The sequence below is a fragment of the Longispora albida DSM 44784 genome (assembly GCF_000379825.1).
Lineage (GTDB): Bacteria > Actinomycetota > Actinomycetes > Mycobacteriales > Micromonosporaceae > Longispora > Longispora albida.
Map to the genome: position 1 here is coordinate 389,097 of NZ_KB903836.1, position 26,675 is coordinate 415,771.

Here is a 26,675-nt window from a genome sequence, read left to right on the forward strand (position 1 = left end):
GTGTGGCTCCTGGTTCTTCGGTCGGTCTGACTAGCTGGAGGCGGCGCTGGCTAGCTGTATGCGGCCTGGCCGCGCACCCGCTGGGACAGCAGGTGGAATCCACGATGCGCCACGAGCGCAACCCGGGACTGGGAGGGGCTGGCGCCGCTGACGGCGAAGGCGCGCCACCGGCTGGCGGCCTGCAGTGCCGCCTGGGCGAGGTGCTCGGGTGGCGCGCCGGGCAGGCCGAGGATCCAGGCGGGGTCGGTGGACAGCGCGAGCCTGGTCAGCTCGCCTTCCATCTGGTCTGGCAGGTCGACGGAGCCGGTGGTGACGAGCTGGGCGACTTCCAGGAGCCGCAGCCGGTGGTACTCCGGTTCCTGCAGGACCCGCTCGATGGCGTCGCGGAGCATCTCGCGGTCGCGGGGCTGCTCGGCGTGGCTGGCGATCTTCTCGAGGCTCGACAGTGCCCAGCCGGCCTTGATCGCGTCGGTGCGCCAGCGGAACGTCTCTTCCAGGGTCTGGCGGAGGCGGGCGATGCCGGAGGCCTGCAGGAGCATGCGCAGCAGCTCGCCGGTCGCCAGCTGGGGGCGGCTGGACAGGGCGGCGATGGCGTAGCCGATGCCGTAGAGGTCCAGCAGGCGCAGGAGCCGCTCGCGCTGCTCGGCGCTGACCTGGCACTCACGCTGGGTGAACAGGTCCACGGAGGCCAGGAGGACGAGGCGCTCGGCTTCGGGGAGGCGGGCGAGCTCGCGGAGGGCCTCGCAGTCGGCTGCGGTGAGGCGGCCGGCTTCGGTGGTCTCGGCGAGCAGGCCGATGACGGGGACGACGTCGGAGACGACGCGGCGCAGGACGCGGCGCTGGTCGGTGGCGAGGGCCGCGGCCACACCCCACGGATCGGTGCCGGCTCCGGCCAGCTTGTCGACCTTGTTGAACAGGCCGACGGAGTTGATCGGGTTGCTCGACAGCCGTGAGGACATGGAGCGGAACGACTCGAGGGCCTGCACGTCGTCCTCGCGGACGCTCTGGGTGAACACGTAGATGATGGCCTCGGCGCCTGACAGCGCGCCCGCGGAGTCGGGGTCGATGTCGTCGTCGATGGGTGCCTCGTTGAAGAGGAAGCGGCGGGTGCCCGCGGAGACGGCCTGGTTGGTGGAGGACAGGCCTGGGGTGTCGACGACGGTCAGGTCACGCAGCCGGTCGCTGGTGAGGGTGACGTCGACGTAGGCGATCTCGTGGCGGGGCACGCCGAGCCGCTGGGGGATGGCTCCGGCGTCGTCGAGGGGCAGGCTGGCGCGGCTGCCGTCGCGGCGGACGACGTCGACGCGGTCGGAGGTGCCGTAGCGGAACTGGGTGACGACGCGGGTGCACTCGCCGACGTCGGTCTGGGCGACGCGGCGGCCGATGAGGGAGTTGACGAGGGTGGACTTGCCGGCTTTGAGCCTGCCGGCGATCGCGACGCGCAGCGGCTCGCTGAGCCTGCGCTGCACGTCGAGCAGCTGGTCACGGGTCGCGCCGGGCGCTACCCTGCCTGCCGCGTCCGTGCAGATTCCCGCTACCCGGGCGCTGAGTGGACCCGCCGCCATCCTGCCGCCTCTTCCTCCCGCTGGACACCACCAGCCACACTACGAAGGTCCCGCCAGTGCGGGATCCCATGTTCGTGCCACCCCACGGAGGTTCCGCAGCAGTGCACGCGCCGCTCCTGGATGAGATCACCAGCCTGCTTGCCGGTCCTGGGCTGTTCGTGCTGGCCGGGGGGCCGGGGTGCGGGCGCAGCAGCGCGCTCGCCGCGGTCAGCTCAGGGTCTGGCAGGCCTGTCCTCGCCGGGGGTGGCCTGGCGATCCTATGCAATGCGCCGGCGCTGGCTCTCACCCGTGCCGTGCGGGCGAAGCTGCCGGCCGACGATCCGGCTCTGCTGGCCGAGGCCGTGCTGTCGCGGGTGCGCGGTGGCCTGCTGGTTCTCGACGATCTGCAGTGGGCGGACGCGGTGACGCTGGCCGCGCTGCCGCTGGTCGCGGCGAAGGTGCCGGTGCTGGCGGCTGTGCGCACGCCGTACCGCAGTGCCGCGATCGACGAGCTGCGCGCCTGCGCTTCGGTGTGGGCCGAGCTGCCGCCGCTGTCCGATGAGGATGCCGCCGCGCTGGCGCTGAGGACGGTGCCGTCGCTGTCGCCGGCGCAGGTCGCGTCGGTGGTCGCCCGGTCGGGCGGGGTTCCGCTGGTGGTGACGGCGCTGGCGGGGTCTCCGGGGCGCACGGCGCCGGGGGACGCGAGTTTCCTGATCGCCGAGGCGCTGGCGGATCTGACGCGGCCTGCCCGGACGGCGCTGGCCGCGCTGGGCCTGCTGGGCCGCCCGGCGAACGCTGAGCTGGTGGCCTCGGGCCTGGCGGAGCTGCTGGCCGCCGGCCTGGTCCGGCAGGACGGTGATGCGGTGCGGGCGGTGTCGCCGTTCGTGGCGGAGGTGGCCGCTGGTGTGCTGGACGCGGGTGAGCGCTGTGCGCTGCACCGGCGGCTGGCCGAGCTCACGCCGCCGCTGGAGGCTGCGCGGCATCTGGCCGCGGCCGGTGACCGTGAGCCCGCGGCGGAGCTGGCGCTGGCCGCGGCGTCGGGTGAGGAGTCGGCGGCTGGCCGGGCGGAGGCGCTGCTGCTGGCGGCGTCCTTGTCGGACGATCCTGCGGTGGCCTGTGAGGCGGCGCGGGCCGCGCTGGCGGCTGGCCGGCCGGAGGAGGCGCTGCGGGTGGCTCCGGAGCACGCTGTGGCGGTGCGGGCGGAGGCGCTGCTCCAGTCTGGACGGCCGGGTGAGGCCCTGGCGGTGCTGGACGGTACCGCCAGCTGGTCTGAGGTGCCCGCTGACGAGCTGGCGGCCCCGGACGCCGACCCGGATGTCCTGCGGGTGCGGCTGCTGGCGCTGCTGGCTGCTGATCCGGCCGCGGCGGTGGTGCTGGCTTCGGGGCTGGACGATCCGCCGGCTGATCCGGGGCTGCGGGTCGCGCACGCCGCTGTGGCGGCGCGGGAGCGTGCGGCGGGCTGGGAGTACAAGCTGGCGAGCGCGGCGGGTGCCGCTGATCCCCTGGCGGCGCGGTGGGCGGCGTGGCTGCTGGTGGAGGCGCTGATCGCTGACGGGCGGCTGGAGGAGGCGGTGTCGTCGGCGCGGGCGGCCGCCGAGGCGTGCGCTGTGCAGCTGGCGTACTCGTGGCAGGCGCGTTTCGTGGCCGCCGAGCTGTGGTGCTGCGCGCTGCGTGGTGAGCGGCTCGACGAGGTGGCCCGGCGGGCGGTGGAGCTGTCGGACCGGACGCTGCCGGAGGTCGCGCGCGGGTACGCGGTGGCCGCCGCGGCCCTGGCGGAGGCGGACGCTGGCCTGACGCGGGCGGCGCGGGCCCGCCTGGTGCCTGCGGCTCCGTCCCCTGCGGACTGGGTGGCGGCTGAGGCGGCGTGGCTGGACGGGCAGCCCCAGCCGGTACCGGAGGGCACTGAGGACGGTGGCCTGCTGGGCGGGCTGCGGTTCATCACGGCGCGGTGGGCCAGCCTGGACGGTGCGGGCCCGGTTCCGGCGGTGCCGGTGTCGGCGCTGGCGGCGGTGTCGGAGACGGCGGCTGGCTGGGCGGGTGAGACGGAGCGGTTCAGCACGGCGGCTCAGGCGTGGCGGGGCCTGGCGGCCCGTGAGGAGATCCGCGCGCTGCTGGCCTGTGGCCTGCTGGCGCACGATCCGGGGGTCGCGGTGCCGGCGCTGACGGCGGCGGAGGAGCTGGCGGAGTCCTCGGGGATGATCGTCCTGGCTGGACGGGCGCGGATGGGGCTGCGGCGGCACGCGGTGCGCCGTGACCGGCGGGGACCGCAGCGTGACGGCGAGCTCACGGACCGGGAGCGGCAGATCCTGGAACTGGTGGCCGGCGGAGAACCCACCCGCCGGATCGCTGGCGTTCTGGGTATCTCCCGCGAGACAGTAGAGACCCACATCCGTGCGGGGATGCGAAAGCTGGGCGCCCGGACCCGGACTGAGGCCGCGGCGCGCTGCGTGGAGGCACCGTGATCGCAGGAGGCGCTGTGAACCGACCTCGGTATCTTGTCGGCACCGGTGCGGACGCGGCCGCCGTGCTGCGCCGCCTGGCCAGGGACGGCTGGCGGACCCGGGAGAGTTTCGCGCTGCCGGAGGCTGCGTGGGATGTCTCGGATGCCCGGCTGGTCCTGTTCGGCCGGGTCGCTGATGCCGACGCGGTGCGGATGGCGGTGCTGGCCGCGGCGCGGGGCGCGGGGATCGTCGCGGTGGTGGATCTGGAGTGTGATCTGGGCCGCGCGCTGCTGGCCGACCTGTCGAGGGTGGGGCCGGTGGTGCGGGGGGCCGAGGAGGCCCCGGCTGACGAGCTGCCGCTGTCGGACGAGCAGTGCCAGCTGCTGGAGCGCCTCGCCAGCGGGGAGACGATCGCGGCGGCCGCGGCGGCGGAGTACCTGTCGTTACGGACGGCCAACCGGCGCATCGCCCAGGCCCGCGACGCGCTCGGGGTGGCCACCACGCGTGAAGCCGTTCTCGCCTACATCCGGCATAGAAGAAGCTGAACGTCCCGTTCTGTGTTACCTGATTGTTGCCATGGCCACGTTGTCGCAGGTAGAACCGTTACCGGAGGCGTGCCTAGCCTTGCGGTCATGCGTCATCGATTACCTGCCGGGTTCCTCGGACGCCACAGGCGCCTCGGTGAACCCGCCGCTCAGAAACTCGTTGCCGGAAGCATCACGGTCGCCCTCGCGGGCGGCTTCTTCTTACCCCTGCTGACCGCCTCCGACGGCAAGCAGGACCGCCCGGTTCCCGCCGTGCTGGCCGCGGCCGGTGCCTCGCCGGAGTCCCGGGCCTCCGGGGCCCCGGAGGCCGCCTCGCGTGGCCAGCAGCGGACGGGCACCAGGGCTCCTGCGGCCGCTGCCGCGCCGGCTCCGCCCGCCGCCGCTCCCAAGCCCGCGGGTCCCGTGCGGCCGGAGTCGGCGCCCGTGGCCGGGCTGTCGGCGGTGCAGATGAACAACGCCGAGGAGATCGTGCACGTCGGCAACCTGATGGGTGTCCCGACCCGGGGCAAGATCGTGGCGATCGCCACAGCCCTGCAGGAGAGCCAGCTGCTCAACCTCGCCAACACCGGCTCGGCGGAGTCGCTGAACCTCCCGCACGAGGGCATCGGCTGGGACCACGACTCGGTGGGCCTGTTCCAGCAGCGCCCGGTGTCGGGCTGGGGCTCGATCGCCGAGTGCCAGCTGCCGGGTTACGCCGCCGCGAAGTTCTACGGCGCGCTGCTGCGGGTGCGTGGCTGGCAGAACATGCCGGTGACGGTGGCCGCGCAGACCGTGCAGGGTTCGGCCTTCCCCGACCACTACGCCAAGCACGAGGACCGCGCCACGGCCATCGTCGCAGCCCTCGGTGGGTAACCGCCCGCCGCATACCCCCCTTGCCCCCTGAGCCCGCCTGGACACCACCCCTCCCAGGCGGGCTCTTCTGTGTCCCGGGTAAACCCCGTTCCTGGCGGGTGCCCTGGCCCGCGGCGGGTAACGTCTGCGGTCATGCGGATCAGGTGCACGTGGTGCGGGGCTGAGCTCCCGTCGGCCGCCGGCATGGGCAGGCCGCGGCGGTACTGCGCGCAGGCGTGCCGTCAGCGCGCGTACGAGCAGCGGACGGTGTCGGCGCGGGCTGGCCTGCCGCCGGAGGCCGTGGTGGTGTCGCGGCCGGAGCTGGACCATCTGCTGGATCGGCTGTTCGCCCTGCGCTGTGCGCTGTCCGATGCCAGAGTGGTGCTCGGAGAGCAGGCGTCTGCGGCGGAGCTGCGAGGGGTGCTGGAGCAGGTCGGCTCGGCCGCGGGGGAGCTGGACCGGCTGTGGGTGACCCCGCGCGAGTGACCCTTCTTCTACGTCTCGTAGAATCTTCTACGGGACGTAGAACATCGGAGGGGCACTGTGGACGCACTCGACCTGGCCCGGTGGCAGTTCGGCATCACCACCGTCTACCACTTCCTGTTCGTGCCGATCACGATCGGGCTGATCTTCCTGGTCGCCATCTTCCAGACCGCCTGGTACCGCACGGGGGACGAGAAGTGGCTCAAGCTGACAAAGTTCTACGGCAAGCTGTTCCTGATCAACTTCGCGATGGGGCTGGTCACGGGGATCGTGCAGGAGTTCCAGTTCGGCATGAACTGGTCGGACTACTCGCGGTTCGTCGGTGACGTCTTCGGCGCGCCGCTGGCGATCGAGGGCCTGCTCGCGTTCTTCCTGGAGTCCACGTTCCTCGGGCTGTGGATCTTCGGCTGGGACAGGCTGCCGCGCCGGATCCATCTGGCCTGCATCTGGATCGCCGCGATCGGCACGCTCCTGTCGGCGTACTTCATCCTCGCCGCCAACTCCTTCATGCAGTGGCCGGTCGGGTTCCGGTACAACCCGGCGACGGGCCGGGCGGAGCTGACCGACTTCTGGGCGGTGCTCACCAACAAGGTCGTCCTGGCCACGTTCCCGCACACCGTCGCGGCGTGCGCGATGACGGGCGGGGCGCTGGTGCTGGGGGTGGCGATGTTCCACCTGATGCGCGGCAGGGACGCCGACAAGCCGGCGTTCCGCAGCGCGGCGAAGCTCGGCGCGTGGGTCGTCATCATCGGCTTCGCCGGTACCGCGATCTCCGGCGACTCCCTCGGCAAGGTGATGACGGAGACGCAGCCGATGAAGATGGCCGCCGCCGAGGCCCTGTACAGCACGGAACAGCCCGCCAGCTTCTCCCTCTTCACGATCGGCACCCTCGACGGCAAGAGCGAGGTGTACTCGATCACCGTGCCGAAGGTGCTGTCGTTCCTGGCGACCGGCTCCTTCGACGGCAAGGTGCAGGGCATCAACAACATCCAGGCCGACTACGCCGCGCTGTACGGCCCCGGGTCCTACACCCCGATCGTGCCGGTCACGTACTGGAGCTTCCGGGCGATGATCACGCTGGGCGCGTTCGCCGCGCTCGTCGCCCTGATCTCCCTGTGGACACTGCGCAGAGGACGGACACCCACCTCGAAGTGGCTGATGCGCGCCGCGCTCGTCCTGCCGCTGGTGCCCCTCGCGGCGAACTCGGCCGGCTGGATCTTCACGGAGATGGGCCGGCAGCCGTGGGTGGTGTTCGGCCTGATGAAGACCTCGGCCGGGGTGTCACCGTCGGTGTCGGCCGGCGAGGTCCTCACCTCGATGATCGTGTTCACGCTGCTGTACGGGATCCTCGCCGTCGTCGAGGTCCGCCTGCTGCTCACCTACGCGCGCGGCGGCCTGCCCGACGTGGAGCCGCCGAAAGAGAAGACCGACGACGACCAGCTCGCATTCGCCTACTAGGGACAGAAGCTGATGGAACTCACGACAGCCTGGTTCATCCTCATCGCGTTCTTCTGGGTCGGCTACTTCGTCCTGGAGGGCTTCGACTTCGGGGTCGGCATGCTCGTGCCGGTCCTCGGCCGCGACGACACCGAGCGGCGGGTCCTCATCAACACGATCGGGCCGGTGTGGGACGGCAACGAGGTGTGGGTCATCGTGGCCGGCGCAGCGACGTTCGCCGCGTTCCCGCACTGGTACGCCACCTTGTTCTCCGGGTTCTACCTGCCGCTGCTGGCGATCCTGGTGGCCCTCATCGTCCGGGCCGTCGCGTTCGACTACCGGGGCAAGCGGCCTGACGCGCGGTGGAAGGCCCGCTGGGACTGGTGCATCATCGCCGGGTCGGCCATCCCGTCGCTGCTGTGGGGCGTGGCGTTCGCGAACATCGTGCGGGGCGTGCCGATCGACGCGTCCAAGGAGTACACGGGTGACCTGTTCACGCTGCTCAACCCGTACGCGCTGCTGGGCGGGCTGACCACAACCGCGCTGTTCCTCACGCACGGCGCGTTCTTCATCGCGCTGAAGACCTCAGGCGACATCCGGCAGCGCGCGCACGCCCTCGCCGCGAAGCTCGGCGCTGGGGCTGCTGTTCTCGCGGTGGCGTTCCTGAGCTGGACGCTGGGCCTGCGGTTCCAGACGGGCGCGCTCGTTGCCGCCATCACCGCCGCTGTGGCGCTCCTGGGGGCGCTGGCGGCCAACAGGGCCGGGCGCGACGGCTGGGCGTTCGCCGGTACCGCCGTCACGATCGCCGCCGCCGTCGCCGCACTGTTCCTGGCGCTGTTCCCGGACGTGATGCCGTCGAGCACCGACCCGGCGTTCTCGCTGACGGCGGCCAACGCCGCGTCCACCCCGTACACCTTGAAGATCATGTCCTGGACAGCAGTCGTCTTCACGCCCCTGGTCCTCCTCTACCAAGGCTGGACCTACTGGGTGTTCCGCAAGCGGATCTCCGTCCGCGACATCCCCGCATGAAACCCTTCGACCCCCGGCTGCTGCGCCTCGCCGGGCTCCCCGTCGCCGCGGTGGCGGGGCTCGGCGCGGCGGCCACCGGGCTCATCATCGCCCAGGCCATCGTCCTGTCGCGGGCCCTGGCCGCCGCGTTCACCGGCACGCCGCCCGCCACGGGCACCCTCGCGCTCCTGGCCGGGCTGTTCGCAGCACGCGCCGCCGTCGCCTGGGCCACCGAAACCACCGCGCACCGCGCCTCCGCCACCGTCAAGGGCGCCCTGCGGCAGCGTCTCGCCGCCCATGCACTGCGCCTGGGCCCGGCATGGCTGTCCCGGCAGCGCACCACCGAGATCACGCAGCTGGCCACGACCGGCGTCAACGCCCTCGACGACTACTTCGGCAAATACCTGCCGCAGCTCGTCCTCGCCGTCATCGTGCCCATCGCCGTCCTCGCCGTCATCGTCCCCGCCGACCTCATCTCCGGCCTGACGATCATCGTGACCCTGCCCCTGATCCCCGTCTTCATGGCACTCATCGGCCTGGCGACCGCCGCCCACACCCGCAAGCGCCGCCTCGCCCTGGCCCGCCTCGGCCACCACTTCCTCGACGTCGTCGCCGGCCTGCCCACCCTCAAGATCTTCGGCCGGGCCAAAGCCCAGGCCCAGCAGATCCAGACCATCACCTCCCTGTACCGGCGCGCCACGCTGCGCACCCTGCGCCTGGCGTTCCTGTCGTCGCTCGTGCTGGAACTGCTCGCCACGATCTCCGTCGCCCTCGTCGCCGTCGGCATCGGCCTGCGCCTCGTCCACGGCAACCTCACCCTCGCCACAGCCCTGCTCATCCTGCTCCTGGCCCCGGAGGCGTACCTGCCGCTGCGTGCCGTCGGAGCCCACTTCCACGCCTCCGCCGACGGGGCCGAAGCCGCCACCCGCGTCTTCGAAATCCTCGAAACCCCGCCACCACCGGCAGGCACCCGGCCCGTACCCGCCAGCCCCGCCATCACCGTGCACGGCCTCACCGTCCACCACCCCGGCCGCGACACCCCAGCACCCCGCGACCTGAGCCTCACCGCCGCACCAGGAGAGTTCGTCGCGATCACCGGCCCCTCCGGCACCGGCAAGACCACCCTCCTCAACGCGATCCTCGGCTTCACACCCACCGAAGCCATCACCATCAGCAGCACCCCGCTACCCGAACTGGACCCCGCCGCCTGGCACCGCCACATCGCCTGGCTGCCCCAGGAACCCCGCCTCGCCACCGGCACCACCATCCCCACCGGCCACGCCTTCCTCGACGACATCCCCCCAGGCCAGCTCATCGGCGAAGACGGCGCTGGCCTGTCGTCCGGGCAGCGCCGCCGCCTCGCCCTCGCCCGCGCCCTCGACCGCCGCGCACCCGTCCTCCTCCTCGACGAACCCACCGCCGGCTGCGACCCCCACCGCGAGCAGCAGATCATCACCAGCCTCCGCGCCGCAGCACGCGACGGGGCACTCGTCCTCGCCGTCAGCCACCGCCCAGCCCTCACCGCAGCCGCAGACAAAGTGGTGACCCTGTGAACAACCGCTTCCTCATCGCCTGGCTCACCGGCACCCTCGCCGCCCTGTCCGCCGCAGGCCTCACCGCCACCGCAGCCTGGCTCATCTCCCGCGCGGCCCAGCACCCCCCAGTCCTGTACCTGATGGTCGCCATCGTCGCCGTCCGCACCTTCGGCATCGGCCGAGGCGTCCTCCGCTACACCGAACGCCTCACCGGCCACGACGCCGCACTGCGCATCCTCGCCCGGCTCCGCGTCACCGTCTACAACCACCTCGAACGCGACCCGTCCACCCTCCTCGGCCGCCGCGCCGGAGACCTCGCCGCCCGCTACACCACCGACGTCGACACCCTCGCCGACTGGTGGCTGCGCATCCTCCTGCCCTACGCCGCGGCCTTCGCCACCGGGGGAGCAGGCATCGCCCTCACCGCCTGGTACCTGCCCCAAGCAGCCTGGACCCTCGCACTGTCCCTGCTCATCGTCGCCTTCGGAGCACCCTGGCTCGCCCTGCGCCACGCCCGCACCGCCGAAGCCCGCACCGCACCCCTCCACGGCGAACTCGCCGCCAGCATGACCACCCTCCTGCGCCACATCGGCGAGATCATCGCCCACGGCGAACAGGACACAGCCCTCGCCAGCCTCCACACCACCGGCAAAGCACTCACCCACGCCGAACAGCGCGCCGCCAGCGGACGCGGAACCGCCACAGCCCTCGCCGTCCTCGCCGCCGGAACCTCCGTCACCGCAGCACTCTGGCTCGCCGCCGGCACCGTCGACCCCGTCCTCCTCGCGACCCTCGTCCTGCTGCCCCTCGCCCTCCACGAACTCTTCGCCGCGCTCATCCCCGCAGCCGCGATCCTCCCGCGCATCCAGGCAGCCCGCGCCCGCATCCAAGCCCTCGAAACCCCCGCCACCCCAGAACCCGCCGGCACCCTCCCCGCCACCTACGACCTGCGCACCGACAACCTCACCGCACGCGGCTGCACCATCCCCGACATCCACATCCCCGCCGGAACAGCCCACATCCTCACCGGCCCCTCCGGTACCGGAAAATCCACCCTCGCCGCCCTCGCAGTGAAACTCGCCGCACCCACCTCAGGACGCATCCTCCTCGGCGGAACCGACATCGCCACCATCCCCGGCGACACCCTCCGCACCACCATCGGCCTCTGCGCCCAAGACGCCCACGTCTTCGACAGCACCCTCGAAGCCAACCTCCGCCTCGCCAAACCCGACGCCACCGACGCCGAACTCCACGCAGCCCTCGACGCCGCCCACCTCGGCGACTGGGCCCGCACCCTCCCCGAAGGACTCCACACCCGCACCGGCGAACACGGCACCCACCTCTCCGGCGGCCAGCGCCAGCGCCTCACCCTCGCCAGAGCCCTCCTCGCCGACTTCCCCGTCATCATCTTCGACGAACCCGCCGAACACCTCGACCCCCGCACAGCAGCCGAACTCACCCGCGACCTCCTCACCGCCACCGCCGGCCGCACCGTCCTCCTCATCACCCACCAGCCCCCGCCACCCGGCATCCCAGCAACCAGTACCGTCACCCACCATGACCTGGCACGAACCTGACCACCTGCTCACCCGCACCGCCCTGGCCGCCGCCGGGGGAGCAGCAGGCGCCCTCACCAGGTACGCCATCACCACCCTCCTCATCACCGGCCCCCTAGGCACCCTCGCCGTCAACACCACCGGCTGCCTCCTCATCGGCCTCCTCCTCACCCGATGGCCCCGCCACCGCCTCCTCCTCGGCACCGGCTTCCTCGGCGGCTACACCACCTTCTCCACCTACATCACCGACACCCTCCACCTCCCACCAGCACAAGCCACCGCCTACCTCCTCCTCACCCCCGCAGCGGCCATCACCGCCGTCACCCTCGGACGCCGGCTGTGACCCTCCTGCTCCTCACCCTCGGCGCCGCCACCGGAACAGCCCTGCGCTACCTCACCAGCCAGGCACTCCGCACCCCCTGGGCCACCCTCACCGTCAACACCACCGGCAGCCTCATCCTCGGCTACACCCTCACCGCACCCCTCCCCGAAACCCTCCGCACCCTCCTCGCCCCCGGCCTCTGCGGCGCACTCACCACCTACTCCACCCTCAGCCACGAACTCACCCAGCTCACCCGCAAACAAGCAGCCCAGTACCTCACCACCACCATCACCCTCGGCCTCACCGCAGCCCTCACCGGCACAGCACTCGCCAAACTCATCCACTAACCATGTCAACCACACACCCCACCAGCCCCGTTTCCTGAGCACACCAAGAAACGGAGCACCCGTGCGAACCCGCGACGACCCCCACTTCCGCGAATTCATCACCACCCGCATCCCGGCACTACGCCGATCCGCGTACCTGCTCTGCGGCAACATCCACACCGCCGACGACCTCGTCGCCATCGCCACAGCCAAGGTCTACCGGCACTGGAAACGCATCCAGCGCCTCGAACAACCCGACGCGTACCTCCGCCGCATGCTCCTCACCGCCTGGCTCGACGAACGCCGCCGCCCCTGGCGCCGCGAACACCCAGCCGAAGCGCTCCCCGACACCGCAGCCACCCCGGCAGCGGACACCGGCGAACGCCTCGACCTCGTCACAGCCCTCGCCCGGCTACCCCGCCAGCAGCGCGCCGTCCTCGTCCTGCGCTACTTCGACGACCTCAGCGTCGACGACACAGCAGCAGCACTCGGCATCAGCACCGGCACCGTCAAAACCCACACCTCCCGGGGCCTCGCCGCACTCCGCACAGCCCTCGGCCCCGAAACCATCAAGGAACCCGCATGACCGACGACCTGCGCAACCTCATGCGCGACACCACCAGCACGCTCCCGCCCAGCACCGTCCACCTCGACACCATCATGGACAGCGAAGACCGCAAGCTCCGCACCCGCCGCATCCTCACCGGCACCGGAGCCCTCGCCGCCGTCACCGCCATCGCCCTCACCATCCCCGCACTCCTGCCCGCCAGCGGCACACCCACCGCACCCCTCGGCGCACCCCCCACCGCCACCACGCCAGCCGAGCCCACCCCGCCCCCCAAGCCCGCCCGCACCGCCGCCCAGCTCACCACCACCGCCAGCACCCAAGCCGCCGAACTCCTCCCGGGCGCCACCTTCACGGCCACCCCAGGCACCGGAGCCACAGGCCTCGGCCCCTGGCAGTTCACCCCCAGCCAGGCCAGCACCTTCAAAGCCTGGGCCACCATCACCGACCCCCAGGGCACCAGCCACGCCTTCATCGCCATCACCGGCCCCGAAACCCCGCCCCCCGGCAAACCCTGCACCCGATCCGCCAGCAACGTCACCATCACCTGGCAGTGCACCTGGACCACCCTCACCGACGGCACCACCCTCGTCGAGGAAACCGAACCCACCGGCCCCCACGGCGCCATCACCTACGTGGTCGTCGCCTACAAGCCCGACGCCACCTTCCGCGTCACGGCCACCAACTACACCCAGACCGGCAAGAACACCGAACCCGCTGCCCAGCGCCCCACCCCGGCCATCACCCACCCCATCGGACGCGCACTCGCCCTCGCGCTCTGACCCGGAAAAGGAGGAGCCCTTCCCCGGCAGGGAAGAGCTCCTCCTTTCTTGGCTCACTCACCGCGACCGGCGACCCCGCATCCGGATACGCCCGTCCGCCGCGCACGGATCCCGCCGGAGCAGGCAACCACTTCCGCACACCAGCAGCAGCGGGGGAGGACCACCCCACCACCCCAGCACAGCCGACCCGCCCGCCAGAACCACACCCCGCCGGTCCACACCAGACTCCCTTACGATCGACCCATGATCATGGAGATCCGCACCTACCGCCTGAAGCCCGGAACCCGCGACGAGTTCCTCCGCGTGATGCTCGAGGAGTCCGTCCCGCTGCTCACCGCGCACGGCATCGACGTCATCGCCGCGGGAGCCTCGCTCACCGAACCCGACGACGCGTACCTGATCCGGGCCTTCGCCAGCCTCGAAGCCCACCAGGAACAGGAAGAGACCTTCTACGCCAGCCAGCCGTGGCTCACCGGCCCCCGCGAGGCCATCGTCTCGCGCATCGACACCTATCACACCATCGTCATCGAGACGACGAAGGAAGCGGCCGAAGCCCTCCGGCACTAGAGAACCCCGGCCGCACCCGGTCAGCGCCGGTGGATCTGCACTTCCCTGATCGTGTGCGCGGAGATGTAGGTACTCGACACCTGCCCGGCCGGCTTCCACTCACCCCACATCACGATCGAGCACCCGACCTCCGGCAGGAAGTGACACTGCTTCACCCAGATCCGGTGCTCGCCCGTACCGGACGCACAGAAACTCGACGCTGTCCGCGCGTACTGGTCGATCGTGTAACTGCACTGCTCAGGCAGCGCCTGCGCGGTGCCGGGCACAGCCAGGACCGCGGCGGCACCGGCGGCGGCGACGGCCAGGAGGCGGGGGAGAAGCTTCGGCATGTGGACTCCTCTATAGATACAGTAAACAAGGCTTACTGAAGTAGCGCCGACGCTAGCGGCCCCGCAACCCCCGGGTCAACGCCAGGGGAGTGCCGACTATCAACACAAGAGAGCCAACCAGGACGGGCAGCACAGTGGACCAGGTCACCCGCCAGCAGATGCTCACCCACCTCACCCAAGCCGCCACAACCACCACGACCACACACCCCACACGCATCGCCATCGACGGACCACCAGCAGCCGGCAAAACCACCCTCGCCGACGAACTCGCCACCACCCTGCGCACACACGGCCACCACGTCGTCCGCGCAACCATCGACGACTTCATCCACCCCCGCGCACACCGCTACAGGAACGGCGAATACTCCGCCGAAAGCTGCTACCACGACGCCCACGACCACCACACACTCAACCGAGTCCTCCTCGATCCACTCGGCCCGCACGGAGACCGGCGCTTCCAGCACACGATCTACGACCACGCCACCGACACCGTGCTGTCCCCGCCAGCCACAACCGCCACCCCCAACGCCATCCTGATCTTCGACGGCGTCTTTCTCCTGCGCCCGGAACTCATCGACCGCTGGGACCTGCGCATCCTCGTGACCACGTCACCAGAACAGGCCACAGAACGCGCCGTGGTCCGCGAGCGCCACGCGCAGTCCCGGGCCGAGGTCGACCGACGCTGGCGCGAGCGCTACATCCCCGCCCAGCAGCTCTACGTCGCCACCGTCGATCCAGCCCGCCACGCCGACATCATCGTCCACAACGACGAGCCCCAGATGCCGATCCTGGAGGCCGGCGGCAGGGGAGTGCTGGCCATCGATTCACCGAAACAGTCATGAGCTGCGGCGGCTACGCCGATCCTCAGCATGTCCAGGACGGGTCGTCGCGGTCCAGGTCCCGCTCCACGAACGCGGCGTCCTTCCACCTCACGCAGGCCACGCCAGCCCGGACCGAGTGGCTCATCCGTGCCACAACCCGGGGCGAGGGAGTGGCTGATCCTCACTAGTTAACATAATGCCAATTATCGCTACGGGACTTTTATCTGGTACCAGCCGGGAAGAAGCTGAACCGGCCGCTACCCGGTCACCCTCCACACGAGACGCCGGCGACCACAGAACCCGGGCCGCCAGCTCAGAGCACAGCCTCAGCGGAGCACTCACACCAGGCGCGGCTCGGCGAGAGCCGGGGCGGTCAGGCGCCCGGCACAGCTCAAGATCCAGACCGGCCCCAGCCCCCGCGCACGCCTGAAACACCCCGCCACACCGGTCACCGCCGACCAGGAATTCCCTGCCCGCCACCCGACATTTCGTCACCGTGACGTAACCAGGCCGGCAAAGTTTGCCTGGCGCACACGACCTCGAAAACACCCCAGCTCACCGGATCACCCGGACTCGATCCCAGTCACCTCAAGAACCCGCCACCCACACAACCGCAAGCACCCGGACCACGCCCACACCGAACACGCCACGGCGGCGATCACGCACCCACCCAGCCCGCCCTCCACAGTGAGGACCCGTGGCACCCTCCTCCGCCTATGCCCGACCCACCCCTCTCCGTAAATTCAGCATAATTGGCGTTATGCGGACAAAACTATACAAACACCCCGACTGTCACACCCGCGCGTCATACTGTCTCCGTGCCCCGGATCTTGGATGCGATCGACAGTTTCTTCACCGCCCGCGCCCCGCGTAAGGACTCCCCTCACACCACCGCCGCGTACCGCCGGGATCTGCTGGCCGTCACCACTCTCCTGGCCGGGCTGTCCCAGTCGGATCCTGAGGCACTCCCCTGCTCGGCCCTGACGCTGAGCGCGCTGCGCCGGGCGTTCGCGGGTTTCGCGGCGGGCCGGGCGAAGTCGTCGATCGCGCGGTGCTGGTCGACGTGGAACACGTTCTGCGGGTTCCTGGTGTCTGAGGGTCTGCTGGAGGGCAATCCGATGGCTGGGGTGGCGCGCCCGCAGCCTCCGATCCGGCAGCCGAAGCCGTTGCGGGGTGAGGATGCTCCTGACGATCTGCTGATCGCCCTGGTGCAGCGGGCGCGGAAGGCGCGTGATCCGTGGCCGGAGCGGGATCTGGCTGTGGTGGCGACGCTGCTGCTGACGGGTGTGCGGAGTGCTGAGCTGCTGGCGCTGACGGTGGGCGATGTGGCTGGTCCTGCGGGTGAGCGCCGTCTGCTGGTGCGCGGGGGTAAGGGTGATGCTGATCGGACGGTTCCGGTGGAGCCGGCGTTGGAGCGGTTGCTGGAGGGTTATCTGGGTTCGCGTGCGCGGCGGTTTGTCGCGGAGCGGCGTCCGTTGCCGGTGGGTGCGGTGTTGTTCGTGGATGGTCGTGGTTCGCGGTTGACGCGGAATCAGCTGCAGTATCTGGTGCGGCAGTGTTATCGGCATTCGGGTGTGGCGGATCGGGTGGAGCGGGGGGCTCTGGTGCATGCGTTGCGGCATACGTTCGCGACGCGGCTGGGTCAGGCTGGTGCGTCGGCGATGGAGATCATGGAGTTGCTGGGGCATCGTTCGCTGGCGGCGTCGCAGGGGTATTTGAAGACGACGGCGCGGGAGTTGCGGGATGCGGCGCGGTCGAATCCGTCGTATCGGGTGCTGGAGCGGCTGGCTGATTCGTAGGGGCGCTGGGGGTCCCGTGCGGTTGCCGAAGCGGTTCCAACGGTTCTCTTCCCGCCTTGGGTGGGCTCCCCTGCCGTGATCTGGTTTCTGTGCTGCTGGGCCGGCGTGAGGTGCTGGCTCGGGGGTGGTCTGCGGGTGTGCTGGGTGGGTTTGGCGGTGTCGGCTGGTGGGTTTGTCGTACCGGTGTGCTAAAAAGTGCCGGGACGTTGACGCTGGGAGGTCGATGATGCTGTCTGCTGAGGACATTGCTGGGTTGCGTGGGGTGCTGGAGTCGGGGAAGAAGCCCCGGGTGATGTTCGCGGCTTCGGCTGGGCAGATGGCTGGGCAGCTGGGTCAGGTGGTGGAGCTGGCTGAGCCTGCGGAGGGTGAGTTCATCCTGGTGCGGTTCGGTCGGGATGAGCTGGGGTTCGCTCCGGTTGATCTGATGATGCCGCCGAAGAAGGCTCCGGCTCAGCGTGCTGCTGCTGAGCCGGCCGCTGAGGTGAGGGCGGAGAAGGCTGAGCCGGTGCTGGAGGGGCCGCCGCTGCTGCCGGATCCGCCGAAGCAGACAATCAGGGCTATGGAGACGAGTGTGGAGAAGGTTGTGGCGCCGCGGAAGCCCGCGAAGGTCAAGGCGCCTGCCGAGCTGACGGTGACGCTGACCTGTCAGGAGGGTCAGTGGACGGTGCAGGCGGCGCGCGGGACGAAGGTGGTGGCGAAGCCGCAGGCTGTGCGGGCTCCGGAGGCGCTGGCGATGGTGGCGTTGCTGGATGTTCCGGCGGTGAAGGACGCGGTGGAGGAGCTGGTGTCTTCGGCGCGGGCTGCTGCTGAGGAGGAGGCTGAGCGGTTGCGGGCTCAGCTTGCTGAGGTGGAGGCGCGGCTGGCGGAGCTGCCTTCGGTGTAGTTCCGGCAGGCTTGAGCAAAGCAGCCCTGGCTCTGGGAGCCGGGGCTGTTTCGTGTCATGGGAGGAGGCTGGTGACGGCTGCGGCGAATTCTTGTGGTGCTTCCTGGGGGACGTTGTGGCCTGCGCTGGGGATGCGGAGGTGGCGGTAGGGGCCGGTGAAGTTGTCGCGGTCGTCGCTGGGGATGGGTCCTCCGACGCCGTCGGATCCGGCTTCGATGACGACGGTGGGGACGGTGATGGGTGGCTGGGTGGCGATGAGGTCTTCGAGTGCCTGGTACTGGGGGTCGCCGTCTGCGAGGAGGTGGCGGTGTCGGTAGGAGTGGATGACGACGTCGGTGAAGTCGGGGTTGTGGAGGCTGGGTGCTGTGGCGGGGAAGGCTGCTGTTGCGCCTTTCCAGGTGGGTGACCATGTGCGCCAGAGGTGTTCGCAGAGTTCTTCGCGGTGGGTGGTGAGGCCGCGGCGGCCGCGTTCGGTGTGGAAGTAGTACTGGTACCAGTAGGTGGCTTCGATTGCTGGTGGTGCGGGTTCGGTGGCGTGGGTGAGGTCCTGGATGTTGTAGCCGTCGACGGTGACGAGGCCGAGGACGCGTTCGGGGTGGAGTGCTGCGGTGATGCAGGCGGCGCGTCCGCCCCAGTCGTATCCGGCGAGGATGGCGGCCGGGATGCCGAGGGTGTCCATGTAGTCGGTGAGGTCCTGGGCGAGGGCTGCTTGCTGGCCGGAGCGGGGTGTGGCGGGGTCGCGGAAGGTGGTGGGGCCGAAGCCGCGGAGGTATGGGGTGTGGACGCTGGCGCCGTGTGCGGCGATGGCTGGTGCGGCGTGGTCGTAGGCGCGGGTGTCGTAGGGGAAGCCGTGGAGGAGGATGACGGGCGTTCCTGTGGGGTCGCCGGTGTGTTCGTATCCGATGTGGAGGGTGGGGGTGGTGGTGTGGTGGATGGCGCGGTTCATGGTTTTGATCTTGTCATGGTGGTGGCGGGCTGGCCGGGTTTTGTCGGGGGGTGGTTCTAGCCTGGTGGCATGGTGATGGTGTTGGAGTTCCAGGTGGTTGTGGACAGTGCCGAGCCGCATGTGCTGGCTGGGTGGTGGGCGGAGACGCTGGGGTGGGGTGTGGAGCCGCAGGATGAGGGTTTCATCCGGCGGATGGTGGCTGAGGGTCACGCGGGTGAGGCTGACACGGTGGTGCATGAGGGTGCGCTGGTGTGGCGGGCTGGGGCGGCGATCCGGCATCCGGAGGGTCTGGGGCGGGCGCCGCGGGTGTTGTTCCAGCTGGTCGCGGAGGTGAAGTCGGTGAAGAACCGGATGCATCTGGATGTGAAGGCCGGCGCCGAGGGTGTTGATGTGGTGGCGGAGCGGCTGGAGGCGCGGGGTGCGCGTTTCCTGTACCGGGGGCGGCAGGGTCCGTCGTCGTGGGTGACGATGGCTGATCCTGAGGGCAACGAGTTCTGTGTGCATTCGTAGCGCGTAGGGGGCGGTGGTGCCGGAAACGGGTCGCGGCGCTCTCCCCCGTTGTCTACGGTGCGCGTCATGACTGTTGATGATGGTGTGGTTGCGCGTAACCGGCGGGGCTGGGATGAGATCGCGGTGGCGCGGGCTGGCGGGTTGCCTCCGGCTGCTTTTTTCGCGTCGGGTGGTGTGGATCTGGATGAGCCTGATGTGGCGGCGATGGGTCCGGTGGCTGGGTTGAGGTTGCTGCATCTGCAGTGTGCGCATGGTTCGGATTCGCTGTCGTGGGCGAATCTGGGTGCTGTGGTGACCGGTGTGGATTTCAGTGCTGAGGGCATCGCTGCGGCGCGGGGGCTGGCGGCGGAGTCGGGTGTGGCCGCGGAGTTCGTGGTGGCTGATGTGCTGGCGCTTCCGGCGGGTGTGCGGGATTTCGATGTGGTGTACACCGGTGGCGGGGCGTTGTGCTGGATGCCGGATCTGGATCGGTGGGCGGCTGTGGTGGCTGGGTGCCTGCGGCCGGGTGGTGTGGTGCAGGTGGCTGAGCATCATCCGGTGTGGGAGGTGGTGTCGTGGCCGGATGGCGGGGTGCCGGTGGTGTCGGGTGACTACTTCTCGCGGGGCCGGCCGGTGGAGCATGTGCCGGGTGCGCGGCAGGCGGCGTCGGGTGGTGTGCCGTCGGAGCCGTTCCGGACGTTCGTGTGGCCGGTGGGTGATGTGGTGTCGGCGCTGGTCCGGGCCGGGCTGCGGGTGGAGTTGCTGGAGGAGCACGGCCTGGCGGGGATGTTCGGTGACGCTGGCGGGGTGCGGCTGCCGTCGCTGTACGTCCTGCGGGCGCGCAAACCCGTGTGACCCGGGTGGGGTGGGTCAGCCCGGGATGGGGTCGTTGTACTGGCCGGGCGGGCCGGTGTAGCGCTTGCCGTCCTGGTATGGCCAGGCTCCGGGTGTGCAGCCGTGCATGCCGAGGGTCTGCTGCTGCATGACGGGGGCGGTTCTGCCGTCGCCGGGGCAGGTTTCGTGGCCGTGGCCGAGGCGGTGGCCGGTTTCGTGGTTGAGGGCGTACTGGCGGTAGGCCTCGATGGGGTCTTTGAAGTGGGGTACGCCTTCGGTCCAGCGGGCGATGTTGAGGACGACGTTGTTGGCGTTGCGGCAGCTGGTGTAGGTGTCGTTGCCGTCGGCGCAGAGTTTGGCGCGGGTGGCGGGGGTGGCGAGGTAGATGGTGTATTCGTGGGGCTGGTTGTCGCCGACGCGCTGGAAGCGGTACTGGCCGCCGGCTGTCCAGCCTCGGGGGTCGGCGTAGGTGGTTTCGATGAAGCTGGCGACGGCGGCGGGGTCGAGGCCGGTGATGCCGTTTTCGATGGAGACGCGGAAGCGCAGGAGCTGGCCGCTGGTGCCGAGGATGGCGCTCTGGCCGCCGATGACGGTGTAGGTGGCTGGGCCTTGGCGCGGGTAGGTGATGGGTACTGGGGCTGGCTGGGTGGCGGCTGGTTTGCTGGCGGCGGCTTCGGGGCTGGCGGGTGTGGCGCGGGGCGGGGCTGCGGCGGGGGCTGGCCTGCTGCTGACGGGCTGGCCGGGTTCGGGGTCGAAGGTGGCTTTGCGGGCGAGGGCGGCTGCGGCGATGACGGCGGCGAGGGCGAGGATGACGCTGGCCGTGATGCGGGTCTGGCGGTGACGGCGCTGCACGCGGGCGCGGCGGAGGCTGCGTGCTGAGGGGGTGCGGGGTCGCGTGCTGGTCGTCGTCATCGGGGCCAAGGGTGCCATGTGAACTGCGGGTTGCCAACGGGACCTGCCGCTGGTGTGCTGGGGAGCTGGCCCGGCCCGCCGGGTATGGTTAGCCTGTCCTAATGTGGAGGTTTGCCCTGGTGCGGCATCCTGTGGAGCATCTGCCGGGCGCGCGGGCCGCTGTGCTGGGCCGGTTGTGGGGGGCTCTCGCGCGGGAGTCTTTCGCCGCCGTGACGTCCCGCTCGGTCGTTGGTGACGAGCTGGTGGTGCGGCTGGCTGGCGGGCGGCGGCTGTCGGGCCCGGCCGCGTGCGCGGAGCGGTTCGCTGACTATGCGGGCGGGGTGGTCCTGGAGCTGGATGGCCGGCTGCTGGACGATCCGGTGGTGCTGGCTGCCGGGCTGGGCTGGCCGCAGCGGCTGCGCGAGGAGCTCGCCGGGAGTGTGGAGAACGTGGCGCTGGCGCGTACTGCTGTTCCCCCGTCTGGTTGGTCGCTGCCGGAGGTGGAGGCGCGGGTGGTGGACGGGCATCCGCTGCATCCGCTGTGCCGGACGAGGACGGGCATGTCGGCGGCCGAGCAGCTGGCGTACGCGCCGGAGCACCAGCCGGTCGTGTCCCTGGATCTCGTGGCGGTGCCCGCCGGTGCGTGGTCGGGTTCGGCCGGGTGGCCGTGGCGGGATGGCGGGGACTTCCTCCTGCCGGTACACCCGTGGCAGCTCAGGCATGTGCTGGGTGGTGAGGGGCGGCGCACGGCTGGGGTTGTCGAGGCGCGGCCTCTGATGTCGCTGCGGACGCTGGATGCCGGTGAGTGGCATGTGAAGACGGCGCTGAGCGTGCAGATGACGTCGGCGGTGCGGACGGTGTCGCCGGCGTCGGCGCGTAACGGGCCGGCGTTGTGGGGGCTGGTGGCGGAGCTGTCGGGGCTGGAGGTGCTGGCGGAGCCGTTCGGTGGTGGTGACGGGCGGCGGGAGTGCTCGGCGTTGCTGCGCAGGCCGCCGGTCCTGGCTGCGGGTGAGGTGGCGGTGCCGCTGTCGGTGCTGGCCGCTGGGCCGGTGCCGATGCTGGCGGGTGTCACGGCCCCTGCCGCGTGGATGGCCGCTGTCGCGGAGGTTCTCGTCAGGCCGCTGCTGGGGTTGCTGCGGGCGGGCGTCGCGCTGGAGGCGCATGGCCAGAACACTTTCCTGGTACTGCGGGAGGGCTGGCCCGTCCGGGCCGGCTACCGCGACTTCGGTGGTGTCCGGGTCTCCCCCGCGATCCTGGCCCGGCACGGCGTGGTGTGCCCGGAGCTCGCCGGTGACATCCCGTCGGACGATCCGCGGGTGCTGCGGGACAAGCTGGCGTCTTCGCTGCTGGCGTCGGCGTGCACGGAGCTGGTGACGGTGCTGTCGCGCTGCTCGGGTGTGCCGGCCGGTCAGCTGTGGCGTCCGGTGGCCGCCGAGCTGGCGGCTGTGCCGGAGTTGCTGCGGGGTCCGTGGCCGTTGAAGGCCACGACGGCGATGCGCCTGGCTGCTGATCCGCTGGAGGATGTGTGGGTGCCGGTACCGAACCCTGTGGAGGCGCTGTGACGGGCCTGCTGCTCGCCGAGGCCCGGGAGCACGTGTCGCGGCTGCTGCTGGGGGCCCTGTACACCGAGGACGTCGCCGGGCTGGGCGGCAAGGCCCGCTTCGAGGGCGGTGTGCTGCACTGGCCGGGCGGCGTGACCGTGCCCGCCGTCCCGGTGCCTGCCGGGGCGCTGGACGTGCACGGCCCGGCCCGTCACGGTGGTGAGCCTGTCACCGATCCTGTGCGGCTGCTGGAGCTGCTGGCGGGCCCGCACGAGGGCCTGGCGGCCGAGCTGGCCGACGCCGTGGCCAACCTGGCCGTCGCCGCCGCGCGCCGCCCGGTTCTCAAGCAGGACGCGCTCGCCGAGGCCCTGAGCCTCGGTCCCGACGACGGTGCGCTGCTGCTGGAGCGCCTCGCCACGGGCGGGCACAACCTGCATCCCTGTGGCCGTACCCGGCTCGGCATGTCCCGGGACGACGTGCTGCGCTACGACATCGAGGGGCCGGGGTTCGCGCTGCTGTTCGCCCGCATCCCCCGCGAGCTGCACACCGGTGACGATGTGGGGGCGGCGATGGGCTTCGCGGGTGATACCCGGTTCGCGGTCCAGCCGGTGCATCCGTGGCAGTGGGACAACGTGCTGTGCCGCGCCCCGGGTATCACGCTCGCGGAGGGGCTGGCGGTGCAGGCCGCGCCGACTGGTTCGCTGCGCACGCTCCTGACGTCGGCCGGGCATCTGGTGAAGGTGTCCCTGGACGTGCAGGTCACCTCGACGCGCCGGTCGGTGTCGCTGGCGACGGCGCTGAACGGGCCCGTCGTGTCGGAGGTCCTGCGTGAGCTGGTCGCGGGCACGGGCGGGGCGCTGCTCGCCGAGTACGCGGGGGCCGGTGCGCGTCTTGCGCACGGCGAGCGGGACGCGACGGCGCTGCTGCGCGAGCCGCTGGCCGCCGTGGTGCGGCCCGGGGAGCTGGCCGTGCCGGGTAACGCGCTGCCGGCGGTGTGCCCGGTGACGGGGCGGACGGTGCTGGAGCTGCTGGCGGCCGGGCAGGACAGGCTGGAGTTCTTCACCGCGTACGCCACGGCGCTGCTGCGGCCGGTGACGGCGCTCGCGGCGGCGGGTGCTGGCCTGGAAGCGCACTTGCAGAACTGCGTGCCGGTGTTCCGGGACGGGCGGATCGTGCGCATGGTGTTCCGTGACCTGGGCGGTGTGCGGCTGCACCTGCCGCGCCTGGCTGCCTCAGGCCACCCCCTGGAGCTGTACCCGGGCTCGGTCACCGGCACCACGGACATCGAGGTGATGCGGTCGAAGGTGTCGTACACGGCGCTCGTCAACCACCTCGGGGCCCTCGTCGGCGGCCTGGGTCTCGGCCCCGCAGGCTGGGCGGCAGCCGGGCAGGTCCTGCGCGCCTGCTACACCATGCTGGACGGCCCCGAGGCCGCCGCCGACCTGGAGGCGTTCACCACCCGCCCCTGGTCGCACAAGGCGCTCGTCACGATGCGCATGACCGGCTCCGGTGACATCTACGTGCCCGTGGAGAACCCGCTGTGAGAGACCCCGTCTGCCGGTACGTGTACTCCCCCGCCGTCCTCACCGCGCGGATCGCAGCACTGCGCGCCGTGCTGCCGGACGGAGCCGGCCTGTACTACGCGGTGAAAGCCAACAGCCACCCGGCGCTCCTGGAAGCGGCCGCCGCGCACGCCGACGGGCTGGAAGTCGCCTCCGGCGGGGAACTCGCCAAGGCCGTGGCGGCCGGGGCGCGCCGCGTCGTGTTCGGAGGGCCGGGCAAGACCGACGCGGAGCTGGCCGCCGCAGCTTCCTGCCCGGTCCCGGTGATCGTCAACGTGGAAAGCGCGTGGGAACTGCGCCGCCTGTCCTACCTCGCGCAAAGGCCTGTGGATGTGTGTGTCCGGGTCGCCCGCGCGTCCGGGCTCACCGGCAGTCACCAGATGACCGGCGTGCCGGCCCCGTTCGGCGTGCCCGAGGAGGAGCTGGGCGATGTGCTGGCCCTCGCCGGGCGGCTGCCACGGATCCGGCTGCGTGGCCTGCACCTGCACGCCGTGTCCAGCAACCTCGACGCCGCCGCGCACGCCGCGTTCGTCACTGGTTCCCTCGCGTGGGCGGGTACGGTGCTGCCCGATGCCGAGATCGTCAACTGCGGTGGCGGGCTCGGCGTCGACTACACCGGCGGCACGGAGTTCAGTCTCACCGGCTTCGGGGCGGGGCTGCCCGCCGATCCCCGGCTGGTCGTCGAGCCGGGCAGGTGGCTGGTGGCGCCCGCCGGGCGGTACGAGGCGGAAGTCCTTGATCTGAAGAAGAACGGCGGCGTGTGGTTCGCCGTGCTGCGCGGCGGCACCCACCACTTCCGCCTGCCCGCCGCCTGGGGCTACAGCCATCCCTTCACCGTCCGCAGGCAGGACGCCTGGCCCTACCCGATGGCCCGGCCCGTGGTGCGCGACGCCGCCGTGACCGCGGCCGGGGAGCTGTGCACGCCCCGCGACGTGCTGTGCCGTGACCAGCACGTGGACGAGCTGCGTGTCGGTGACGTCCTCGTGTTCGCCCTGGCCGGCGCGTACGGCCTGGAGGTGTCCCACCACGATTTCCTCTCCCACCCCAAACCGGGCATCGCCGTCGAGCACTTCGCATAATCTGGCCCAATGCGGGCAACTGTGATTTACGGGCCGCGAGACGTCCGGGTCGAAGAGGTCCCGGACCCGCAGGTCCGCGAGCCGCACGACGCGGTCGTGCGCGTGACCCACGCGTGCATCTGCGGCAGCGACCTGTGGGCCTACCAGGGCGTGGCGTCCCGCAAGCCGGGGCAGCGCATCGGCCACGAGTTCCTCGGCGTCGTCACAGAGACCGGGCCGGACGTGCACGGCGTCGCGCCGGGGGATGTGGTCATCGCCCCGTTCGTGTGGTCCGACGGCACGTGCGCCTACTGCCTCGAAGGCCTGCACACCTCCTGCCCGCGCGGCGGGTTCTGGGGCGAGCCGGGCTCCGACGGCGGGCAGGGTGAGGCCGTCCGCGTCCCCCACGCCGACGGCACCCTCGTGAAGATCCCGCCCGGCCTGCCCGAGAACACCATGACCGCGCTGCTGGCCCTGTCCGACGTGATGTCCACCGGCCACCACGCCGCCCTCGCCGCCGGCGTACGCCCCGGCGTGACCGCGGCCGTCGTCGGCGACGGCGCCGTCGGCCTGTGCGGGGTACTCGCCGCCCAGCGGCTCGGCGCCGCCCGGATCATCATGTGCGGCAGGCACGCCTCACGTACCGCCATCGCCGGCCGGTTCGGCGCCACCGACATCGTGCCCGCGCGCGGGCAGGACGCCGTCGACGCCGTCCGCGACCTGACGGGCGGCGAGGGTGCCCACGCCGTCCTGGAAGCCGTCGGCACCGAGCAGTCCATGCGCACCGCCATCCACATCGCCCGCGACGGCGGGGCCGTCGGCTACGTCGGCGTCCCGCACGGCGGATCGGCCGGTGTGGACATCAGCGACATGTTCGGCCGTAACATCGCCCTGCGCGGCGGCGTCGCCCCGGCCCGCGCGTACATCCCCGAGCTCCTCGCGGACGTGCTCGCCGGGCGGCTGGACCCCGGGCCCGTGTTCGACACCGTCACCGGCCTGGACGGGGTACCCGCCGGCTACGAGGCGATGAACGGCCGCCGCGCCCTCAAGGTGCTGATCAGGATGGAGGGCGCTTCATGAGCGCCGCAGAACTCGACCTGCCCCGCCGGGACCTGATCTGGGCGGCGTTCGCCACCCGGTACGCCTTCAGGCCGTCCGTGGTGCGCTTCCCCGGCATCAGCGAGCCCGCAGCCTCGGTCACCTGGGACCTCACCGCCCTGGAGTCCCGGCCCGAGCTCGACCGCGCCGGGCGCATCACCATGATCCGCTCCGTGCCGGAAGGCCAGGGCCTGTACGTCCTCGACTGGCAGCACCCGTGCTTCTGGCTCGACCCGGCCCGCACCCCGCCCCGCGACTGGCCGCTGGGCGTGTACCCCGACGGCGACTACTACATCCACATCACCCAGGACCTGTCGGCGGGCCTGTTCGGGCACCCGTGGGAGAAGACGCTGTGCGCGTTCGGCGACGCCGTCCTGCCGCACGTGGCCGGCCTCGACAAGCTCATGCCCCGCGTCCGCTACGGCGGCCAGCCCCTGGACGCGTGACGCGCACGCCACGACCGGGCCGCCGGAGGGCCGGTA

At 71.2% G+C, this 26,675-nt stretch carries 27 protein-coding genes; 23 read left to right on the plus strand and 4 right to left on the minus strand.

Annotated features, from left to right (window positions below):
• Positions 1–50 precede the first annotated feature (50 nt).
• Positions 51–1,565 (minus strand): dynamin family protein, encoded by a 1,515-nt coding sequence (locus tag A3G1_RS0127810; protein WP_018352781.1) that lies wholly within the window; start codon positions 1,563–1,565, stop codon positions 51–53.
• A gap of 101 nt (positions 1,566–1,666) precedes the next feature.
• On the opposite strand from A3G1_RS0127810, the gene A3G1_RS42180 reads away from it, so the two are divergent.
• The 13 genes from A3G1_RS42180 to A3G1_RS0127875 all read left to right on the plus strand — a co-directional run bounded on the left by A3G1_RS42180 (position 1,667) and on the right by A3G1_RS0127875 (position 13,942).
• On the plus strand, positions 1,667–4,006 hold the full coding sequence (locus A3G1_RS42180; RefSeq protein ID WP_018352782.1) for a helix-turn-helix transcriptional regulator: 2,340 nt from the start codon (positions 1,667–1,669) through the stop codon (positions 4,004–4,006).
• A gap of 14 nt (positions 4,007–4,020) precedes the next feature.
• Positions 4,021–4,530: a hypothetical protein gene (locus A3G1_RS0127820; protein WP_018352783.1), complete on the plus strand. Its 510-nt coding sequence runs from the start codon at positions 4,021–4,023 to the stop codon at positions 4,528–4,530.
• Between the two features lie 87 nt (positions 4,531–4,617).
• Positions 4,618–5,382 (plus strand): hypothetical protein, encoded by a 765-nt coding sequence (locus tag A3G1_RS37200; protein WP_018352784.1) that lies wholly within the window; start codon positions 4,618–4,620, stop codon positions 5,380–5,382.
• A 132-nt stretch (positions 5,383–5,514) separates the two neighbouring features.
• Positions 5,515–5,847, plus strand: a complete 333-nt coding sequence (locus A3G1_RS37205; RefSeq protein ID WP_018352785.1) for a hypothetical protein — start codon at positions 5,515–5,517, stop codon at positions 5,845–5,847.
• 57 nt (positions 5,848–5,904) lie between these two features.
• Positions 5,905–7,302, plus strand: a complete 1,398-nt coding sequence (locus A3G1_RS0127835) for a cytochrome ubiquinol oxidase subunit I (RefSeq protein WP_018352786.1) — start codon at positions 5,905–5,907, stop codon at positions 7,300–7,302.
• 12 nt (positions 7,303–7,314) lie between these two features.
• The gene (cydB, locus tag A3G1_RS0127840; RefSeq protein ID WP_018352787.1) at positions 7,315–8,310 is read left to right on the plus strand and encodes a cytochrome d ubiquinol oxidase subunit II; all 996 of its coding nucleotides are present in this window, start codon (positions 7,315–7,317) and stop codon (positions 8,308–8,310) included.
• Positions 8,307–9,842, plus strand: a complete 1,536-nt coding sequence (gene cydD / locus A3G1_RS0127845) for a thiol reductant ABC exporter subunit CydD (protein ID WP_018352788.1) — start codon at positions 8,307–8,309, stop codon at positions 9,840–9,842. Before cydB ends, cydD begins: the two co-directional genes overlap by 4 nt.
• On the plus strand, positions 9,839–11,401 hold the full coding sequence (gene cydC / locus A3G1_RS37210; RefSeq protein WP_018352789.1) for a thiol reductant ABC exporter subunit CydC: 1,563 nt from the start codon (positions 9,839–9,841) through the stop codon (positions 11,399–11,401). The genes cydD and cydC overlap by 4 nt, the downstream gene beginning before the upstream one ends.
• Positions 11,382–11,723: a fluoride efflux transporter FluC gene (locus A3G1_RS0127855; RefSeq protein WP_018352790.1), complete on the plus strand. Its 342-nt coding sequence runs from the start codon at positions 11,382–11,384 to the stop codon at positions 11,721–11,723. The genes cydC and A3G1_RS0127855 overlap by 20 nt, the downstream gene beginning before the upstream one ends.
• Positions 11,720–12,049, plus strand: a complete 330-nt coding sequence (locus A3G1_RS0127860) for a fluoride efflux transporter FluC (protein ID WP_018352791.1) — start codon at positions 11,720–11,722, stop codon at positions 12,047–12,049. Before A3G1_RS0127855 ends, A3G1_RS0127860 begins: the two co-directional genes overlap by 4 nt.
• A 61-nt stretch (positions 12,050–12,110) precedes the next feature.
• Positions 12,111–12,614: a SigE family RNA polymerase sigma factor gene (locus tag A3G1_RS0127865; RefSeq protein ID WP_018352792.1), complete on the plus strand. Its 504-nt coding sequence runs from the start codon at positions 12,111–12,113 to the stop codon at positions 12,612–12,614.
• Positions 12,611–13,375 carry a hypothetical protein gene (locus tag A3G1_RS0127870; RefSeq protein WP_026212591.1) on the plus strand — a complete coding sequence of 255 codons (765 nt, stop codon included), beginning with the start codon at positions 12,611–12,613 and terminating at the stop codon, positions 13,373–13,375. The genes A3G1_RS0127865 and A3G1_RS0127870 overlap by 4 nt, the downstream gene beginning before the upstream one ends.
• Positions 13,376–13,618: 243 nt before the next feature.
• Positions 13,619–13,942, plus strand: a complete 324-nt coding sequence (locus tag A3G1_RS0127875; protein ID WP_026212592.1) for an NIPSNAP family protein — start codon at positions 13,619–13,621, stop codon at positions 13,940–13,942.
• Positions 13,943–13,962: 20 nt separating this feature from the next.
• Here the strand turns inward: A3G1_RS0127875 and A3G1_RS0127880 are convergent, their stop codons facing one another.
• On the minus strand, positions 13,963–14,271 hold the full coding sequence (locus A3G1_RS0127880) for a hypothetical protein (RefSeq protein WP_018352794.1): 309 nt from the start codon (positions 14,269–14,271) through the stop codon (positions 13,963–13,965).
• 134 nt (positions 14,272–14,405) lie between these two features.
• Between A3G1_RS0127880 and A3G1_RS0127885 the strand changes: the two genes are divergently transcribed.
• From A3G1_RS0127885 to A3G1_RS0127900, 3 genes are all read left to right on the plus strand, one after another.
• Positions 14,406–15,113 (plus strand): cytidylate kinase family protein, encoded by a 708-nt coding sequence (locus tag A3G1_RS0127885; RefSeq protein WP_018352795.1) that lies wholly within the window; start codon positions 14,406–14,408, stop codon positions 15,111–15,113.
• A 797-nt stretch (positions 15,114–15,910) separates the two neighbouring features.
• Positions 15,911–16,891 (plus strand): tyrosine-type recombinase/integrase, encoded by a 981-nt coding sequence (locus A3G1_RS0127895; protein WP_018352797.1) that lies wholly within the window; start codon positions 15,911–15,913, stop codon positions 16,889–16,891.
• Positions 16,892–17,114: 223 nt separating this feature from the next.
• Entirely contained in the window at positions 17,115–17,774 is a 660-nt protein-coding gene (locus tag A3G1_RS0127900) for a hypothetical protein (RefSeq protein WP_018352798.1), read from the plus strand.
• A 55-nt stretch (positions 17,775–17,829) separates the two neighbouring features.
• On the opposite strand, the gene A3G1_RS0127905 is transcribed toward A3G1_RS0127900, so the two are convergent.
• Entirely contained in the window at positions 17,830–18,720 is an 891-nt protein-coding gene (locus A3G1_RS0127905) for an alpha/beta fold hydrolase (RefSeq protein ID WP_018352799.1), read from the minus strand.
• Between the two features lie 69 nt (positions 18,721–18,789).
• Here A3G1_RS0127905 and A3G1_RS0127910 point away from each other — a divergent pair, with 69 nt between their 5' ends.
• Both A3G1_RS0127910 and A3G1_RS42185 read left to right on the plus strand, forming a co-directional pair.
• Positions 18,790–19,230, plus strand: a complete 441-nt coding sequence (locus A3G1_RS0127910) for a VOC family protein (RefSeq protein ID WP_018352800.1) — start codon at positions 18,790–18,792, stop codon at positions 19,228–19,230.
• Between the two features lie 66 nt (positions 19,231–19,296).
• Positions 19,297–20,064 carry a class I SAM-dependent methyltransferase gene (locus A3G1_RS42185; RefSeq protein ID WP_040480048.1) on the plus strand — a complete coding sequence of 256 codons (768 nt, stop codon included), beginning with the start codon at positions 19,297–19,299 and terminating at the stop codon, positions 20,062–20,064.
• 15 nt (positions 20,065–20,079) lie between these two features.
• Here the strand turns inward: A3G1_RS42185 and A3G1_RS0127920 are convergent, their stop codons facing one another.
• Complete coding sequence (locus tag A3G1_RS0127920) at positions 20,080–20,955, minus strand: DUF3152 domain-containing protein (RefSeq protein WP_083937149.1); 876 nt, start codon at positions 20,953–20,955, stop codon at positions 20,080–20,082.
• Positions 20,956–21,056: 101 nt separating this feature from the next.
• Here A3G1_RS0127920 and A3G1_RS42190 point away from each other — a divergent pair, with 101 nt between their 5' ends.
• Genes A3G1_RS42190 through A3G1_RS37230 form a run of 5 tightly spaced genes read left to right on the plus strand, consistent with a single transcriptional unit; the run spans position 21,057 to position 26,639 of the window.
• Positions 21,057–22,496, plus strand: coding sequence for an IucA/IucC family protein (locus tag A3G1_RS42190; protein ID WP_083937150.1), 1,440 nt, complete (start codon positions 21,057–21,059; stop codon positions 22,494–22,496).
• Positions 22,493–24,019: an IucA/IucC family protein gene (locus A3G1_RS37220; RefSeq protein ID WP_018352804.1), complete on the plus strand. Its 1,527-nt coding sequence runs from the start codon at positions 22,493–22,495 to the stop codon at positions 24,017–24,019. Before A3G1_RS42190 ends, A3G1_RS37220 begins: the two co-directional genes overlap by 4 nt.
• The gene (locus A3G1_RS37225) at positions 24,016–25,116 is read left to right on the plus strand and encodes an alanine racemase (protein WP_018352805.1); all 1,101 of its coding nucleotides are present in this window, start codon (positions 24,016–24,018) and stop codon (positions 25,114–25,116) included. Before A3G1_RS37220 ends, A3G1_RS37225 begins: the two co-directional genes overlap by 4 nt.
• A gap of 9 nt (positions 25,117–25,125) precedes the next feature.
• Positions 25,126–26,175, plus strand: coding sequence for a zinc-dependent alcohol dehydrogenase family protein (locus A3G1_RS0127940; protein ID WP_026212595.1), 1,050 nt, complete (start codon positions 25,126–25,128; stop codon positions 26,173–26,175).
• On the plus strand, positions 26,172–26,639 hold the full coding sequence (locus A3G1_RS37230) for a DUF2716 domain-containing protein (protein ID WP_018352807.1): 468 nt from the start codon (positions 26,172–26,174) through the stop codon (positions 26,637–26,639). The genes A3G1_RS0127940 and A3G1_RS37230 overlap by 4 nt, the downstream gene beginning before the upstream one ends.
• Positions 26,640–26,675: the final 36 nt, after the last annotated feature.